This window comes from Aeromonas sp. 604176 (genome assembly GCF_049170755.1).
In the GTDB taxonomy this organism is placed as follows: Bacteria; Pseudomonadota; Gammaproteobacteria; order Enterobacterales; family Aeromonadaceae; genus Aeromonas; species Aeromonas veronii_A.
Genome location: NZ_JAAKNE010000099.1, coordinates 1 through 16360, shown reverse-complemented (window position 1 = coordinate 16360; position 16360 = coordinate 1). Strand labels below are relative to the sequence as shown.

Genomic DNA, 16360 nt, shown 5'->3' with positions numbered 1-16360 from the left:
TTGGGGTGGTCATAGTTGGTCTTGACCCGCTCTTCCATGGTCAGGTGGGTCTGATCACGGTAGTAGCAATCTTCGGTGATCACACCAATCTGACCTGCGCCCAGTTCGGCCACCAGCTCTTCATAAATGGTCTGGGCTATAAGACTTTTGCCAGACGCAGATGCGCCCGCAATACCGATGATCACACACGAATGTTGAGTATCAGACATGACAAATACCTAAAAGAGAAGAGCAGTGGGGATGGTTTAAACCGATCCATTATATAAAAAAGGGTGGGTCATGCCCACCCTCAATTCCCTTTCAAGTGACCGACCGCCGATTATTCATCCAGCGCCATGGCATAGAGGGGGGTCGCAATCGGTTTTGCGCTGAAAAAGAGTTCAGCCCCTACCCTGCGCGCCAGCTTCAAATAAGCCTGAGCCAGGCTCCCTTCCGGTGCGCCGAACACCGTCGGACAGCCATCATCCATGTGTTGGCGGATATCGATGTGCAGCGGTAATTGACCAAGCAGTGCCACTTGATACTGCTCTGCCATCTTCTGGCCGCCACCGGTACCGAACAGCGGCTCATGATGACCACAGGCGCTGCAGACGTGATAACTCATGTTCTCGATGATGCCAAGCACCGGCACATTGACCTTGTTGAACATAGCGATCCCCTTGCGGGCATCGGCCAGCGCCACATCTTGCGGGGTGGTGACGATCACCGCCGCCGAAGTCGGCACCTGCTGGGCCATGGTGAGCTGGATATCGCCAGTGCCCGGCGGCATGTCTACCACCAGATAATCCACCTCGCCCCAGCGGGTCTCATGGAGGATCTGCGCCAGCGCCTTGCTCGCCATCGGGCCGCGCCAGATGGTGGCATCCTGCTCGGAGACCAGATAGCCGATGCTGTTGCTCTTGAGGCCGCAGGCCATCACCGGCTCCATCAGCTTGCCGTCATGGCTGACCGGGCGCTCTTTGAGGGTGCCCATCATGGTGGGAATGGAAGGGCCATAGATATCGGCATCGAGAATGGCGACCCGCGCCCCCTCTTTTTGCAGCGCCAGCGCCAGATTGACCGCTGTGGTGGATTTGCCCACCCCGCCCTTGCCGGAAGCAACGACGATGATGTTGCGAATGCCCTGCACGGCATTGAGGCCCTGCGCCCGCGGCATGCTGGCGACGTCAATCTCCAATGCCCAGTCGATGCGGGCGGCGCCGGTGGCGCTGCGCAGCCTGGCATCGTAGTTCTCTTTGAGCTGATCGAGCAGCGAAAGACCGGCAAACGGCAATACCAGCCGGATAGTGATCCCCTGACCCTGATTGATGATCTCGCGAACGAATCCGGCATCTACCAGATCCTTGTGCCAGCCAGCTGGCTTAAATTCGGCGAGGATCTGTTTTACTGAATCAATCACCATTAACTCCTCATTATCTTGTCATTATCTTGAGGTGAACGGTTACCGCACACAAATCAGTGGCTTGCCTGCCATCGTAACAGCAGGTGCTGCCAAGGTTGGCACAGCCACAACCCTAGGCAGGCTACCCCCAATTCGGGTAACATGCACGGCACTCTATCATCCCAACAAGCACATCAAGAACGTAATATGGCAACTGATCCTCGTAAAATGCTGGTAACCTGCGCCCTCCCCTATGCCAATGGCTCCATCCATCTTGGCCACATGCTGGAACACATCCAGGCCGATATCTGGGTTCGTTATCAGCGAATGCGCGGCCATCAGGTGCACTTCATCTGTGCCGATGATGCCCACGGCACCCCGATCATGCTCAAGGCACAGCAGATGGGGATCACCCCGGAAGAGATGATTGCCGCTGTCTCCAAGGAGCACCAGGCCGACTTCGCCGGGTTCAACATCAGCTTTGACAACTATCACTCCACCCACAGCGACGAAAACCGCGAGCTGGCGGAGCTGATATATGGCCGCCTGAAAAATGGTGGCTTTATCAAGAGCCGCACCATCTCCCAGCTGTTCGATCCGGAAAAATCCATGTTCCTGCCGGACCGTTTCGTCAAGGGAACCTGCCCCAAGTGCAAATCTCCGGAGCAGTATGGCGACAACTGCGACAGCTGCGGCGCTACCTACAGCCCGACCGAGCTGATCGAACCGAAATCTGCTGTCTCCGGCGCAACTCCGGTGATGAAGGACTCCGAGCACTTCTTCTTCGACCTGCCGCAATTTGAAAAATGGCTCTCTGAGTGGGTACGCGGCTCCGGCGCCATTCAGGAAGAGATGGCCAACAAGATGCAGGAGTGGTTCGAGAGCGGCCTGCAGCAGTGGGACATCACCCGTGACGCCCCCTACTTCGGTTTCGAAATCCCGGGAGCCCCGGGCAAGTATTTCTACGTCTGGCTGGATGCCCCCATCGGCTACATGGCTTCTTTCAAGAACCTGTGCAACAAGCGTGGCGACATCGACTTTGACAGCTACTGGAAAGCGGACTCCGACGCCGAGCTCTACCACTTCATCGGTAAAGATATCGCCTACTTTCACTGCCTGTTCTGGCCGTCCATGCTGGAAGGTGCCAACTTCCGCAAGCCGACCAAGGTCAACGTGCACGGTTATGTGACCGTCAACGGCGCCAAGATGTCCAAGTCCAAGGGCACCTTTATCAAGGCATCCACCTACCTGAACCACCTGGATCCGGAGTGCCTGCGTTACTACTATGCCGCCAAGCTCAACAGCCGCATCGACGATCTGGACTTGAACCTCGAAGATTTCGTGCAGCGGGTCAACGCTGACGTGGTCAACAAGCTGGTCAACCTTGCCTCCCGCAACGCCGGCTTTATTGCCAAGCGTTTTGGCGGCAAGCTGGCGGCGACCTGCGCCGAACCCGAGCTCTACGCCGAATTCGCCAATGCTCGTACCGCCATTGCCGAGGCTTATGAGAGCCGCGAATTCAGCCGCGCCATCCGCGAAATCATGGCGCTGGCCGACAAGGCCAACCGCTACGTGGACGACAAGGCGCCCTGGGTTATCGCCAAGCAGGAAGGGGCTGACGCCGAGTTGCAAGCGGTTTGCTCTGTTGGCATCAACCTGTTCCGCGTGCTGATGGCCTACCTCAAGCCCGTCATGCCGCTCCTGGCCGAACGTGCCGAAGCCTTCCTGGCCGAAACCCTCAGCTGGGATGGCATCGAGATGCCGCTGGTCGATCACACCGTTGCCCCGTTCAAGGCCCTCTTCTCCCGCATCGAGCCGGCGAAGATTGAAGCCATGATCGAGGCATCCAAGGAAGACCTGGCCAAAGAGCAGGCACCGAAAGTGACCGGTCCGCTGGCTGATGACCCCATCAGCGAAACCATCACCTATGACGACTTTGCCAAGATTGACCTGCGCGTAGCGCTGATCAAGAAGGCCGAAGCGGTACCGGAAGCCGAGAAGCTACTCAAGCTGCAACTGGATATCGGCGGCGAAACCCGTCAGGTGTTTGCCGGTATCAAGTCCGCCTACAACCCGGAAGATCTGGAAGGCAAGCTGACCGTGATGGTGGCCAACCTGGCGCCGCGCAAGATGCGTTTCGGCATGTCCGAAGGCATGGTGCTGGCCGCAGGCCCGGGCGGCAAGGATCTCTGGATCCTGGAGCCGCAGGAAGGCGCCCAGCCGGGCATGCGCGTCAAGTAAGCGTATTGCTGACTGCGACCACAACCAGATAGAGAAGAGAGGCCAAACGGCCTCTCTTTTTTGTCTCACCTGTTTGGCTTGGATAGTTTTTGTAGATGCTGGTCGCGGATGACTTTCGTAGATTGCGGCCTCGAGGCTATCCACCGCTTGACTTGGTGGACGATACATTTTGTTCTGAATACCTGACCACCCGACTTGGCATGTCATTCATGTTGTGGCCTGCCAGCATCGCCAGTTTGAGCGCCACCAGCTCCGCCTGCTGGCAGTCCAGTTGACACAAACGGGCGGTGATCTTCCCCTTCAACTGCTGCCGCAGTTTCGTCTGCTTGCAGGTGTTCCCCTGCTCTGTTCGCAACCTCCGCCGCCATTGACGCCAATCCTGCAACTGGCCGAGTCGCTCCTGCCAGTGAGTCAAAGTGCTCAACCAGCCGGGATCTCCACTCCCCAGATCCAGCAACAGTTCCACGCCATAACGGGCCTGCTTGATCTCGAGGCGCAGCCGATGCCAGCGGCGCAACTGTTGCTGACGGGAGCTGGCAGATTTCCCAACGCAGGGAATAGGTTCATCGTGAGCGCTCTGCGCCTCATCAAGGCGCAGGGCCAGATGCTGCTGATAGAGGAACGCCAATGCCCACGCATCCTGCACCTGCGCCACCGCCGCAAGCCAGCGGGCCAGTCGCCGCGACAACAGGGGTACGCGACAGGCCGATTTGTGAGTATTGCCCGTGCTGGCAGGCGGCTTGCCAAAACGCTCGGCGTAAACCTGAGCATCCCGCAGCGCCGAAAGCCGCCCGACCGAGCGCAGCAGACGCCGCTCCAGCTCGGGATGATAGGTGAGTGGCCGCCACAGGGCGAGCAGCGCCAGCAAGCGGCGCGCTGCGATACGGTAGCCATGCACGGCCGGTTCACTGGCCTCTTCGCGCACCGTCCGCGCCGCCTCCTGATAACGGGCGACCCAGCTTGTTGCCTGAGTCAGCAACAGACCTTCCTTGTCAGCGTCCATCTCGTCTCCGCCCCTTCAGTTGGTGTGAAAGCCCTGACCGGTGGGCGGCAGCGCCTCTTCATACTCCATCCGGGTCACCCTGGCGGTGCGCGGGCCATGTTCCAGCCAGCCCAGCATCATCTGTACCCCCTGCGTCGGCCCGCTGATGAGGATCTCCACCGACCCATCCTCCAGGTTGTAGGCATGGCCGCGCAGCCCCAGCTGCAAGGCACGCTCACGGGTGAAGTAGCGAAATCCGACCCCTTGCACCTGCCCCCACACCCGAATGACAAACGATTGCTCTCCCATTTCTCACACCTTCTGCTTAAGAAAAAAATTCCCGAGACGATAATGTGCCCGACACTCTATCTCTGCAGGATGCAGCTCCATTATGAAAGAAGTTAAATTCCGGTGGGTTGACCGCTATCTCATTCACCTCACCATCAGTGAAAAATTCCATATCGCGTTCTGGTTACCTCTCTTCATCATCGCCTTCCTCAGCTGGTACATGCTGGCGGCCAGCCATCAGCAGGAGATCTCCCTGCGGGTAGCGCAGTTGCAACAACGGGTCGAAACCACGGCGCAGCTGGTCAGCCAGCAGCCCACTCTGGTGTTGCCTGCTGATCTGCGCCTCACCCGGCAAGGCAGCAGCGGGTTGCAGCAGCAAGGAGATCACTACCTCTTTAGCGCGCCAGCGGGTCAGGCGGGCTACGTCACCGGTGATCTCGATACCGGCAACCTCTCCATGTGGGAGGGGCAGGGCTCGACCCTGCTCCTGATCGGCGCGCTGGCCGCCCTGATGGCGCTGGTGATCCACTACATGATGACCTTTGTCTCCGGTGCGCTTTACTCCACCAACAAGGCGTTGCAAACCGTGGCGGACGGGGATCTCACCTTCCGCCTCAACTTCTTCCCGGTGCGCGACGAGTTCTCCACCTTGGCGGGCAGCATCGACCGCTTTACCGACCGCCAGCACCAGATCGTCAAACTGGTGGAGGAGTCTGCCGAAGCGCTGACCATGGCCGCCGACGAGTTTCGTGATCATGCCCGCGAAGGCGAGACCATGGCGCGTTCCCAGCGCCAGCACATGGATTCACTGGCCACTGCCATGGAGCAGATGTCGGCGGCGATCCGCGAAGTGGCGCGCAATGCCAACGACACCCTGCAGCAGACCCGCCAGTCGAGCGAAGAGGCGGCCAATGGCGCCAACCGGGTAGCCCGCACCATCGAAGCGATCCGCACCCTGGCCGACGAAATTGGCAACGCCTCCGGCGCGGTCGAGCGGCTCACCCACAACGCCAACCGGATCAACGAGGTGGTCAACGTCATCAACGCCATCTCCCAGCAGACCAACTTGTTGGCCCTCAACGCCGCTATCGAAGCGGCCCGTGCCGGTGAGCAGGGTCGCGGCTTTGCGGTGGTAGCTGATGAGGTGCGTACCCTCGCCAGTCGTACCCAGCAGGCGACGGTGGAGATCCAGCAGATGATCGAAGAGCTGCAGACCGGTACCGGGGCGCTGAACGAGATCATGGAGAAAACCGTGGGGCGCGCCGCCAGCAGCCAGCAGCTCATCAGCGAGGTGGGGCTGGATATCGAGAAGCTGAGCAACCACAGCGATGCGGTACTGGAGATGAGCACCCAGATTGCCACCTCCAGCGAGGAGCAGAGCTCGGTCGCCGCCGAGATCACCCACAATCTCGATCAGGTACGCCATGAAGCGGCGCAGGTGGAGGAGTCTGCCAGCGCCTCGGTGGCTGGCACGCAAGGGCTGAAAGCCACCGCCAGCGAACTGACCCAAGCACTCAAGGGGATCACTCTCTGACGCTGCCGAATAGCATCCGGCAACAAGAAGCAATAAGAAAAGAGGCCACCCATTGGGTGGCCTCTTTGTCTTTATGGATAGTGACCATGAATGATAGCGACCAATTGCTATGCTGGCTGGCAGTCCCGCTCAGGATTGCAGCAAACTCAGGGCCGCATTGGGGCGACTGTTTGCCTGACTCAAAATCGAAGCTCTCGCCTGCTGCAAGATTTGGGTGCTGACCAAGCGCGCCGATTCCACAGCCATGTCGGCATCCCGGATCCTTGAGCGGGCAGCGCTGAGGTTCTCATTGGCATTGGCCAGATTGCGTACCCGTGAATCCAGCGCATTGGCTTGGGCACCGAGCCGAGCGCGCTGAACACCCAGCTGTTTCATACCCACATCCAGGGTTTTGATGGCCCTGCTGGCGTTGTCTTCACTAAGAACATCAATATTATCAACGGTATATTTCTTCTTGTCCTCTTGATAAAAGCCAAGCGCATGCAAGCTGGATCCCTGCATATCAATATTGGAATACTTGTCGCCTGATGAGCGCAGCTCCATCTGACCGATATACGTCGTCGATGTAACATCGGGTAACAGAGAGCTCAGAGAGGAACTACTGATCACCGGAAGCGCCGGTGGTGCTGGCTGCGGAGGGGGGGTTGTGCCATTGGCCAGCGCAAGGCTGTTGCCCTGAGCGCTATGCATGGTCAACACATTGCTGGCGGGATTGCTGTTGTTGGAGGCACTCACATAAAAACCTAGACCTGCCGATTGCGCAGTACTGTTGATGCGTTGAACCACGGTTGCCATGATGGCACTATTTTTTGCTGTCGGATTGACCGGATCCCATCCGGTCATATCAATGCCTGTGGTCAAATCCACAGAGTGACCCGCCACATCGATATAGGAGGGTAATGCGGATAAATCGACCGCGGAGGCGACAGAAAATGGCAGTTGTTGCGCTTGTACCGGCCCCTGATTATTGGGAAAGGTGGTGCCATTAATATCTGCGACGAACGCTTCCAGGGTTGAATAGTCCTTGTCAAAAGTGACGCCATTAAGGGTGATAGGCTGAGATGAAAGCTTGAGATCAGCAATGTCATACGCCCCTGGCTTGCTTCCTGCCGGACTGCGCGCTTGCCACTCCATCTCCCCCAGATTTTTGGTCTGGGCATTGAGATCGGTAATGACGGTATTCTGCCCTGCATAGGCACCAACCGAGAAGATGCCTTTGTAACTCCCCGCCAGCAAATCCTGCCCGGCAAACCGGGTGCCTGTGGCAATCCGGTCCATCTCCAACTGCAATTGCTTGAATTCGGCATTAAGAGCAACACGATCCTCTGCCGTATTGGCACCGCTTCCCGACTGCAGCGCCAGGGTGCGCATCCGCTGCATCAGGTTCATCGACTCATCAAGCGCACCATCAGCCACGTTGATCACCGAGATCCCATCGTTGGCGTTGCGAATAGCGGTGTTGACCCCGTTCACTTCACTGGTGAGGCGATTACTGATCTGCAAGCCGGCTGCATCATCGGTGGCACTGTTGATGCGCAAGCCGGATGAGAGTCGTCGATATACCGAATCCAGCGTGTTGGATGATTGACCAAGATGGCGAGAAGCATTAACGGCAGAAATATTGGTAGCGATGGAGAGGGACATGGACAGCTCGATACAGGAAAGATTCAAAATGGTCTTCCCCACTATCGACATCATCAAATGACTCTTTAGCGAAAATCACTATAAAGTAAGGTTAAAACGCTTTGCTGACTACATTTTGCGCACATGACAACCAGTATTGAACGCAAAACAAGCATAACCAGCTGTGGTATATAAGATAAGCAGCGTGAAACGCCAACATTGAGATTCTGCAAATCTTGCATATGCAACACTCGGGCGTTCTCCAGTTGTACAATTCGTCACTCTGCCATATACCAGCAAAGGCTGGCTTAGCCGCACTATTGCACATAGAATGTGGCCCCTTTTCTTTCTACCATCGGCAAACATTCATGAGCGCTTCCATCTATCTCGTCAAAGGCCGCGAAAAATCCCTGCTGCGTCGCCACCCCTGGATCTTCTCCAAGGGGATTGAGCGGGTTCAGGGCAACCCCATTGACGGCGATACCGTCGAGATCTATGCCAACGATGGCAAGTGGCTCGCCCGTGGCGCCTGGTCAGGCAGCTCCCAAATCCGAGCCCGGGTCTGGACCTTCGACAAGGATGAGACCGTCGATCTCGACTTCTTTATCCGTCGCCTCAAATATGCGCAAGAGTCTCGCGATCCGCTGATCAAGCGCCAGGGCCTCACCGGCTATCGCCTCTGCGCCGCCGAATCCGACGGCCTGCCGGGTCTGACCATCGACCGTTATGCCGATTTTCTGGTGTGCCAGATCCTCTCTGCCGGTGCCGAGTTCCAGCGTGAGCTGATAACGCAGGCACTGCGTACCCTCTACCCCGAGTGCAGCATCTATGAGCGCTCCGATGTGGCAGTGCGCAAGAAGGAAGGGCTGAAAGAGCGCACCGGCGTTATCTATGGCGAGACCCCGAACGAGCCGGTGGTCATCGAGGAGAATGGCGGCGTCAAGATCCTGGTAGACATTCGCAACGGCCACAAAACCGGTTTCTATCTGGATCAGCGGGACAACCGTCAGGCTGCCGCCAAGTACACCGAAGGCAAGCGGGTGCTCAACTGCTTCTGCTACACCGGCGGGTTTGGCGTTTATGCCCTCAAGGGCGGCGCCAAGGAAGTGGTCAACGTCGATCTCTCCCAGAATGCGCTGGATATCGCCCGCCAGAACGCCAAGCTGAACGGGCTGGATACCAGCAACACCCAGTTTGTCCGTCACGACGTATTCAAGCTGCTGCGTGAATACCGCGAGAAGGGCGAGAAGTTCGATGTCATCGTGCTGGATCCGCCCAAGTTCGCCGAGAGCAAGGCCCAGCTGCTGGGTGCCTGCCGCGGCTACAAGGATATCAACATGCTGGCGTTCCAGCTGTTGGCGCCGGGTGGCGTACTGTTGACCTACTCCTGCTCCGGCCTGATGGAGCAGAGCCTGTTCCAGAAGATCGTTGCCGATGCGGCGCTCGATGCCGGTCGCGATGCCCAGATCCTGGAGCTGCTCTCCCAGGCCTCCGATCACCCCATCGGTACCGCCTATCCGGAAGGCTTCTACCTCAAGGGTCTGGTGGTACGCGCCCGCTGATCGGCAACCACCCTCCCCTTGTGATCAATCAGGCCCCTTGCGGGCCTGATTGTTTTGCTCGCGCCGTATAGGCCTGAATGACCACCCTCTCTGCTTTATTGATGTTCTCTCTCCTCCTCTTTCCCTGCCTGCGTCCCACGTCTTTATCTGTTTAAATTTTTTTGCACAATAACTGCGCATTTATGATTTAAATCACACCCGTATGACTCTCTTTTCCGTAGTGTGATCCCGCCTGCGGCAGCCAAGCCGGGGCAACCGTCCCATCAGGATTGATGGACGGTACAACAACAAAAATCGATGTCAGGCCAAGCTGAACATCACAAGGGATCCCGTTATGAATCAATCATTGCCGCTGTTAACGCCGCTGCGGGGCATCGCTGCCCTGATGGTGGTGCTGTTCCATGCCCGCTTGCTGCTCTTTCCCCAGTGGATGGAGTCGATCGCAGGCCACACCCAACTCATCGAGAATGGCTACCTCTGGGTCGACCTGTTCTTTATTTTGAGCGGCGTGGTGCTGGCCCATGTCTATGGCGAGGCCTTCACCCATACGCCCCGCACCGTGAGCTATGGCCGTTTTCTCTGGCTACGGCTGACCCGCGTCTACCCCCTCTATCTGGTGACCCTGCTACTGCTGGTCGGCTGGGAGCTTTACAAGGCGCAGCACGGGGTGGGCTTCTACGCCGGCCCCTTGTTCAAGATGTGGGAGTGGGAAGGGATGCCCCCCTTCGGCTCCCCCTTCACCCCGGCCGAGGCGCTGCCGAGCGCCTTCCTGCTGCTGCAGGTGGTGACCGATCACGGGCTGACCTGGAACTTCGCCGCCTGGTCGCTCAGCGTGGAGTGGATCAGCTACCTGCTGTTCCCGCTGCTGATTCCGCTGGCGGTCACCCGCAGTCGCTGGAGCCATCTCGCCCCCCTGCTGGCGCTGACGGTGCTGGCCTTTATCGTGCACAGTCGCGGCACTCTGGATGTCACCAGCGGCGCGCTGGCGGTGGGGCGCGGGGTGAGTGAATTTGTGCTCGGCCTCTGGCTACTGCCGAGGGTCAAGGCCGCGAAAAACTTCCCCATGATGAAGCATGATCTGCCGCTGCTGGTCGCCTTTGTGCTGCCCTTCGCGCTGATGCAGTTCACCATGACGCCACCACTGACACTGCTGCTGATCGCCTCCTACGTGCTGCTGATCTGGATTGCCGCCTGCCAAGGCGATCGCCAAAGCCCGCTGCTGCACCTCCTGGATAACCGCTTCACCAACTGGCTGGGGGATCTCTCCTACTCCATCTACCTGCTCCATGCGCTGGTGCTGCTCACCGGCTGCGAACTCATCCACTATCTGGCGCCGGGGATCACCGAGTGGTGGTATGGCCAGACCAACCCGCTGCTGGGGGTAGTGGCCACCTTGCTGATGCTGGCGGTGCTGATCGGACTCTCGGCGTTGAGCTACAACCTGCTGGAGCGACCACTACAACGGCGCCTGCGCCGCTGGGGCAAGTCACGGCAACCGACGCTGGAGCGGGCCGGATAAGTTAATCTCGCCCTGCCTGGATGAGTTGACGGTTTTATGCCAACTCATCCAGTACCAGTTCATCCAGACTGCTCATCACCCAGGCGCTCGGGTGCTGGCTAAATCCGAGCTTGGGGTAGTACGCCACTGCCTGCGGTGCGGCCAGCAGGATCAGCTTGCAGCCCGGCTGCAATTGCAAAAACGTCTCGCGAATAAGGGCTTTGCCAATCCCCTGCCCCTGCACCGACTCGGCCACCGCCAGATCCGAGAGGTAGCAGCAAAAATGAAAATCGGTCACCGAGCGGGCCACACCGACCAGGGTCTCGCCCTGCCAGGCGGTGATCAGCAAATTGGCGTTATCCAGCATGCCCTGCAGGATGGCCGGATGGTCCAGCGGCCGTCTCGCCCCCAGCGAGGTCTGCGCCAACAACGCCGCAAACTGCGCCGTGGTGATGGGGTGGTTAACCAAAAATGTGGTGGTCACTAAGCTCTCCTGTTGTAGATCGGCGGTTGCGTGCTTTTGGTCTCTTTGGCGTTCTTTTTGCTGCATCTGTACTGCAATCAATCAGCCAGCGCCGGATCCAGACAGATGACAGGGAAGTGAGGGCAATTCCCTGCTGTTTATGTGAATTCCTGTTCGAACCCCAAGGGGCAAATGTGGCATAATGCCCCGTCCTGTGGCCCTTGGCGGGGCTGCGCTGGCGCACCTTGTCGCCCTTTTCTTCCCCGTCCGGCCTGGCGGTCCTTCATAACTGCCAGTCATCGCTGCCCCTGTTGGCACCGAGGCCACCCATATTTGCGGCTTCTTGTCCTTCTCTCTACAAGGCCGCCCATTGACCAAGACGGCTCCACAGAGCCTCTGCTCTGTTTGCAAATAAAAGGGGTAAGTATGTCTTCCATTCGTCTGACCCAATACAGCCACGGCGCTGGCTGCGGCTGCAAAATCTCTCCCAAGGTACTCGACACCATACTCAAGAGCCAGATCCCGGGCTTCAACGACCCGACCCTGATCGTTGGCAACAGCAGCAAGGATGACGCGGCCGTGGTCGATATCGGCAACGGTCAGGGCATTGTCTCCACCACCGACTTCTTCATGCCCATCGTCGATGACCCCTTCACCTTTGGCCGCATCGCCGCCACCAACGCCATCAGCGATATCTACGCCATGGGCGGCAAGCCTATCGTTGCCATCGCCATCCTCGGCTGGCCCATCAATACCCTGGCGCCGGAAGTGGCCCAGCAGGTGATCGACGGCGGCCGTCAGGTATGCCACGAAGCGGGCATTTCGCTAGCCGGTGGCCACAGCATCGATGCCCCCGAGCCCATCTTCGGCCTCGCGGTCACCGGTATCGTGCCCCTGGACGCCATCAAGCAGAACGACACTGCCAAGGTGGGTGACACCCTCTATCTGACCAAGCCTCTTGGTATCGGTATCCTCACCACCGCCCAGAAGAAGGGCAAGCTGAAGCCGGAACACGAGCAACTGGCCCCCAACGCCATGTGCACCCTCAACAAGATTGGTCAACGCTTTGCCGAGCTGCCGGGTGTCCACGCCATGACCGACGTGACCGGTTTTGGTCTGGCGGGCCATCTGCTGGAGATGTGCGAAGGATCCAATGTCAGCGCCCGCCTCGACTTCAAGGCACTGCCGCTGCTGGATGAGGTGGATTACTACCTCGCCGAGGGCTGCGTACCGGGCGGGACCCTGCGCAACCACGACTCCTACGGCCACAAGCTCGATGCCATGGACGATCGCACCCGTAACATCATGTGCGATCCGCAAACCAGTGGCGGCCTGCTGGTCGCAGTGGGTAAAGAGAGCGAAGCCGAGCTGCTCGCCATCGCGCACGAAGCTGGCCTTGCGCTCTCGCCCATCGGCCAGATCAAGCCCCTTGAGGGCTCCCGCTTTATCGAGATTGTCCAATGAGTGAATTGCCACTGGCCACGGACTACGCCGAACTCTTTTTGGACGATGTGCCGTTGATTGATGTGCGCGCCCCCATCGAGTTCAAGGAGGGGGCCTTCCCCTGCTCGACCAATCTGCCCTTGATGACAGACGATGAGCGCGCCCAGGTGGGGACCTGCTTCAAGAAGCAGGGTCAGGCCGCCGCCATTGAGCTTGGACACAAGCTGGTGGGGGGAGCAGTACGTGCCGAACGACTCGAAGGCTGGCTGGCGCAGTTGCGCCAGCAGCCCGATGCCGTGCTCTACTGCTTTCGCGGCGGCCTGCGCTCGCAAACCGTACAACAGTGGCTGGCTGATGCGGGGGTGACTCGCCCCCGCGTCGCCGGAGGCTACAAGGAGCTGCGCCGTTTCCTGATCGACACCCAGGACAAGGCCTCTGCCGAGTGTCGCTGGACTGTGCTGACCGGCATGACCGGCTCCGGCAAGACCCATATGTTGGACCACGTAGCTCAGGCGCTCGATCTGGAAGGACACGCCCATCACAGGGGCTCCTCCTTCGGTCAACTGCCCGGCGGCCAGCCCAGCAACATCAACTTTGAAAACAACCTCGCCATCGAGCTGCTTAAACGCCGCCATCGCGGCGAGCAGACCTTCGTGGTCGAGGATGAGAGCCGCCTGATTGGCCGTTGCTGCCTGCCTCTCTCCCTCCATGAAGCCATGAGTCAGGCACCGCTGGTGGTGGTGGATGTTCCGCAGATCGATCGGGCCGAGCAGATCCGTGAAGATTACGTGCACGATCTCTGGCTGCGCTATCAAGCCATGTATGGCCAGGAAGCCGGCTGGCCGCTGTTTGCCGCCTACCTCACCGATGCGCTGGCCCGCCTCAAGCGCCGTCTTGGCGATCAGGCCCACCGCGAGCTGGATGCCCTGATGCAGACCGCCCTCACCGAGCAGGAAAAGAGCGGCGATACCGCGCTGCATCTGGCCTGGATCACGTTGCTGCTAACCCGCTACTACGACCCCATGTATCTCTATCAGCTTGGCAACAAGCAGGAGCGCATCGTGTTTCGCGGTGACAAGCAGGCCTGCCTCGACTATTTCGCCGAGCAGCATGCCAGCGCGCTGCGCGGCTGACCCATCCCAAGAGAGGAACTCTATGTTGAAATTCGAGGTGATCCCGGTCACCCAGTTCGCCCAGAACTGCTCCCTCATCTGGTGTGACGAGACTCATCAGGCGGCCCTGATCGATCCGGGCGGCGAAGCGGACAAACTGCTGGCCGCCATCGCCAAACGCGGCCTGACCCTGACCCACATCCTGCTGACCCACGGTCATCTGGATCATGTGGGCGCTGCCGCCGAGCTGCGGGAAAAAACCGGCGTAGCCATTACCGGCCCCCACAAGGAGGACGCCTTCTGGCTCGACATGCTGCCCGAGCAGAGCCAGATGTTCGGCTTCGCCCATACCCCCGCCTTCACGCCGGATCGCTGGCTTGAGCAGGGTGACAAGGTGCAGCTTGGCCAGTGCGAGCTGGATGTCTACTTCTGCCCCGGCCACACCCCGGGCCATATCGTGCTGCTCTCCCAAGCCGAGCAGCTCGCCTGGGTTGGCGACGTGCTCTTTGCCGGAAGCATCGGCCGCACCGACTTCCCCCGTGGCGATCACGGGACGCTGATAAAGTCGATCACCGAGACCCTGCTGCCGCTGGGTGACGAGATCGTCTTTATCCCGGGCCACGGCCCCAGCTCCACTTTCGGCCGCGAGAAGGCGAGCAACCCCTACCTGACCCAGCCTATCTGGTGATCAAAAAAGGCAGCGGTATTAGCCGCTGCCTTTTCTTCTCTGCTCTCTTTTTCATTCTCGATTCCTGCCATCCGACCTGCCACGTCCCACCTGCGTTCCACATTTCAGCATGCCCATTTGTCTCTTTCGCCCAATAAAAATCCCCACCCGAGGGTGAGGATTGATTTATAGGTGCAACCGTCTGGTGGCTTATTGTGCCAGCAGGTGACCTACCAGCTCATGACGCCACCCTTGCAGCAGCATCGGCTTGTCGCTGCGGGCCCGCTCTTCATCGTTCATCCGCCAGCTCCAGGTGAAATACTGGTGAATGATCTTCTTGCTGGCAATCAGCTCGGGCGGAATATTGCTCGCCTTGGCCTTCTCTTCCACCATGGCCTTGATGCACTTGAGCTCGGCCTTGTACTGGGGGAAGTCCACCAGTCGACGAATGGGCTCGGGCCAGCTGTCAGGATCGCTCTGCTGCGCCTTGGCGACGATATCGAGCATCCGCTTGCCGTGGATCTTGATCTCGATGGGCGAGAGGCCGAGCTCGTTGAGATCCCTCAGGGAGGCAGGACGACGCTCTGCCACCTTGAACAGGTGCAGCTCTTTGACCACAAAGTTGAGGGCCAGATCGCGGCGCACCGCCTCTTGCTGGCGCCAGGCGGCCAGCTCGCGCAGAATGGCGAGCTCGCGGCGACCCAGTTGCCAGGCGTTGACGATGTCAAGATATGCCTGACGGGGATCGCTACCCTGGGTCTTGCGGGCGGAGTGGTTCTGACACTCCTGCTCGAACCAGGCAAACTTACCGCTTTCCCGCAGTTTGGCCATCACCTTCTCGTAGAGCGGCATCAGGTAGAACACATCCGCCGCCGCGTATTCGAGCTGACGTGGCGTAAGCGGGCGGGCCAGCCAGTCGGTACGCGCCTGATCTTTTTCCAGCTCGACCCCGAGGAATTCGTTCACCAGCGCACCAAAGCCAACCGAGACGCCGTAACCGAGAAAGGCGGTAGCCAGCTGGGTGTCGTGCATCTGGTTGGGCAGGTGGCCCGCCTGATGCTGGATAAGCTCCAGATCTTCGCCAGAGGCGTGCAGGATGGCGATCTGCCCTTCCTTGCCCAGTCGTTGCCAGAGGGCGGAGAGATCCAGCGTCAGCGGATCCAGCAGCGCCAGATGCTCGCCGTCATAGATCTGGAACAGGCCAAGCTGGGGGTAGTAGGTACGGGTGCGAACGAATTCAGTATCGATAGCCAGGGGAACGTCGGCCAGAGAAGCGAGATACTGCTCAAGTTCGGCTTGCTGAGTGATAAGTTGATAGTGCATCTGTGCCTGCGCGGTTGATCAGGGCCAAAAAGAAAAAACCGTGGGATGACCCACGGTTTTGCATAACGACGGTGCTGGTTTGCAGAGGCTTCTGCAGCCGCAGTCCGGTTATTGCTTGGCAATCTCCTCGTCGCGCAGTACGCGCCGCAGGATCTTGCCCACATTGGTCTTGGGAAGTTCGTCACGAAATTCTACCAGTTTCGGCACCTTATAGGCAGTCAGATGTTTGCGGCAGTGGGCAAT

The 16360-nt window shown here is 59.1% G+C and carries 14 protein-coding genes and 1 pseudogene; 7 read left to right on the top strand and 8 right to left on the bottom strand.

Annotated elements, in window-relative coordinates; genetic code table 11:
* A pseudogene (locus G5358_RS16110) lies at nt 1-209 on the bottom strand (uridine kinase); the annotation flags it as partial.
* A 110-nt stretch (nt 210-319) separates the two neighbouring features.
* Entirely contained in the window at nt 320-1402 is a 1083-nt protein-coding gene (gene apbC, locus G5358_RS16105) for an iron-sulfur cluster carrier protein ApbC (protein ID WP_236767284.1), read from the bottom strand.
* Nucleotides 1403-1588: 186 nt separating this feature from the next.
* On the opposite strand from apbC, the gene metG reads away from it, so the two are divergent.
* Nucleotides 1589-3622, top strand: a complete 2034-nt coding sequence (metG, locus tag G5358_RS16100; RefSeq protein ID WP_216948593.1) for a methionine--tRNA ligase — start codon at nt 1589-1591, stop codon at nt 3620-3622.
* A gap of 136 nt (nt 3623-3758) precedes the next feature.
* Here metG and G5358_RS16095 read toward each other — a convergent pair whose 3' ends face one another.
* Complete coding sequence (locus tag G5358_RS16095) at nt 3759-4625, bottom strand: CHAD domain-containing protein (protein WP_421204925.1); 867 nt, start codon at nt 4623-4625, stop codon at nt 3759-3761.
* Nucleotides 4626-4640: 15 nt separating this feature from the next.
* Nucleotides 4641-4913: an acylphosphatase gene (locus G5358_RS16090; protein WP_194496408.1), complete on the bottom strand. Its 273-nt coding sequence runs from the start codon at nt 4911-4913 to the stop codon at nt 4641-4643.
* An 82-nt stretch (nt 4914-4995) separates the two neighbouring features.
* Here G5358_RS16090 and G5358_RS16085 point away from each other — a divergent pair, with 82 nt between their 5' ends.
* The gene (locus tag G5358_RS16085; RefSeq protein ID WP_110303722.1) at nt 4996-6426 is read left to right on the top strand and encodes a methyl-accepting chemotaxis protein; all 1431 of its coding nucleotides are present in this window, start codon (nt 4996-4998) and stop codon (nt 6424-6426) included.
* 129 nt (nt 6427-6555) lie between these two features.
* Here the strand turns inward: G5358_RS16085 and G5358_RS16080 are convergent, their stop codons facing one another.
* Nucleotides 6556-8124 (bottom strand): flagellin, encoded by a 1569-nt coding sequence (locus G5358_RS16080; protein ID WP_421324458.1) that lies wholly within the window; start codon nt 8122-8124, stop codon nt 6556-6558.
* A gap of 293 nt (nt 8125-8417) precedes the next feature.
* Between G5358_RS16080 and G5358_RS16075 the strand changes: the two genes are divergently transcribed.
* Entirely contained in the window at nt 8418-9611 is a 1194-nt protein-coding gene (locus tag G5358_RS16075) for a class I SAM-dependent methyltransferase (protein ID WP_335828627.1), read from the top strand.
* Between the two features lie 334 nt (nt 9612-9945).
* The gene (locus G5358_RS16070; protein ID WP_421314465.1) at nt 9946-11130 is read left to right on the top strand and encodes an acyltransferase family protein; all 1185 of its coding nucleotides are present in this window, start codon (nt 9946-9948) and stop codon (nt 11128-11130) included.
* Nucleotides 11131-11164: 34 nt separating this feature from the next.
* On the opposite strand, the gene G5358_RS16065 is transcribed toward G5358_RS16070, so the two are convergent.
* Complete coding sequence (locus G5358_RS16065) at nt 11165-11593, bottom strand: GNAT family N-acetyltransferase (RefSeq protein WP_047440108.1); 429 nt, start codon at nt 11591-11593, stop codon at nt 11165-11167.
* Between the two features lie 405 nt (nt 11594-11998).
* Between G5358_RS16065 and selD the strand changes: the two genes are divergently transcribed.
* From selD to G5358_RS16050, 3 genes are read left to right on the top strand one after another with little or no spacing between them, the layout of a single operon-like run.
* Nucleotides 11999-13036, top strand: a complete 1038-nt coding sequence (gene selD / locus G5358_RS16060) for a selenide, water dikinase SelD (RefSeq protein WP_128815504.1) — start codon at nt 11999-12001, stop codon at nt 13034-13036.
* Nucleotides 13033-14148, top strand: coding sequence for a tRNA 2-selenouridine(34) synthase MnmH (gene mnmH / locus G5358_RS16055; protein ID WP_167556447.1), 1116 nt, complete (start codon nt 13033-13035; stop codon nt 14146-14148). The genes selD and mnmH overlap by 4 nt, the downstream gene beginning before the upstream one ends.
* Before the next feature lie 22 nt (nt 14149-14170).
* The gene (locus G5358_RS16050) at nt 14171-14815 is read left to right on the top strand and encodes an MBL fold metallo-hydrolase (RefSeq protein ID WP_216953606.1); all 645 of its coding nucleotides are present in this window, start codon (nt 14171-14173) and stop codon (nt 14813-14815) included.
* Nucleotides 14816-15004: 189 nt separating this feature from the next.
* On the opposite strand, the gene rnd is transcribed toward G5358_RS16050, so the two are convergent.
* Both rnd and G5358_RS16040 read right to left on the bottom strand, forming a co-directional pair.
* Nucleotides 15005-16117: a ribonuclease D gene (gene rnd, locus G5358_RS16045; RefSeq protein WP_216953607.1), complete on the bottom strand. Its 1113-nt coding sequence runs from the start codon at nt 16115-16117 to the stop codon at nt 15005-15007.
* Nucleotides 16118-16225: 108 nt separating this feature from the next.
* Nucleotides 16226-16360, bottom strand: a 135-nt coding sequence (locus tag G5358_RS16040; protein ID WP_421324461.1) for an AMP-binding enzyme, incomplete at its 5' end; no start/stop codon positions are given.

What these genes read in the sequence shown, in the direction of transcription:
- G5358_RS16085 (WP_110303722.1), top strand. Translation starts at nt 4,996, where the DNA reads ATGAAAGAAGTTAAATTCCGGTGGGTTGACCGCTATCTCATTCACCTC.
- apbC (WP_236767284.1), bottom strand. Translation starts at nt 1,402, where the DNA reads ATGGTGATTGATTCAGTAAAACAGATCCTCGCCGAATTTAAGCCAGCT.
- G5358_RS16095 (WP_421204925.1), bottom strand. Translation starts at nt 4,625, where the DNA reads ATGGACGCTGACAAGGAAGGTCTGTTGCTGACTCAGGCAACAAGCTGG.
- rnd (WP_216953607.1), bottom strand. Translation starts at nt 16,117, where the DNA reads ATGCACTATCAACTTATCACTCAGCAAGCCGAACTTGAGCAGTATCTC.
- metG (WP_216948593.1), top strand. Translation starts at nt 1,589, where the DNA reads ATGGCAACTGATCCTCGTAAAATGCTGGTAACCTGCGCCCTCCCCTAT.
- mnmH (WP_167556447.1), top strand. Translation starts at nt 13,033, where the DNA reads ATGAGTGAATTGCCACTGGCCACGGACTACGCCGAACTCTTTTTGGAC.
- G5358_RS16050 (WP_216953606.1), top strand. Translation starts at nt 14,171, where the DNA reads ATGTTGAAATTCGAGGTGATCCCGGTCACCCAGTTCGCCCAGAACTGC.
- G5358_RS16080 (WP_421324458.1), bottom strand. Translation starts at nt 8,124, where the DNA reads ATGATGTCGATAGTGGGGAAGACCATTTTGAATCTTTCCTGTATCGAG.
- selD (WP_128815504.1), top strand. Translation starts at nt 11,999, where the DNA reads ATGTCTTCCATTCGTCTGACCCAATACAGCCACGGCGCTGGCTGCGGC.
- G5358_RS16075 (WP_335828627.1), top strand. Translation starts at nt 8,418, where the DNA reads ATGAGCGCTTCCATCTATCTCGTCAAAGGCCGCGAAAAATCCCTGCTG.
- G5358_RS16070 (WP_421314465.1), top strand. Translation starts at nt 9,946, where the DNA reads ATGAATCAATCATTGCCGCTGTTAACGCCGCTGCGGGGCATCGCTGCC.
- G5358_RS16090 (WP_194496408.1), bottom strand. Translation starts at nt 4,913, where the DNA reads ATGGGAGAGCAATCGTTTGTCATTCGGGTGTGGGGGCAGGTGCAAGGG.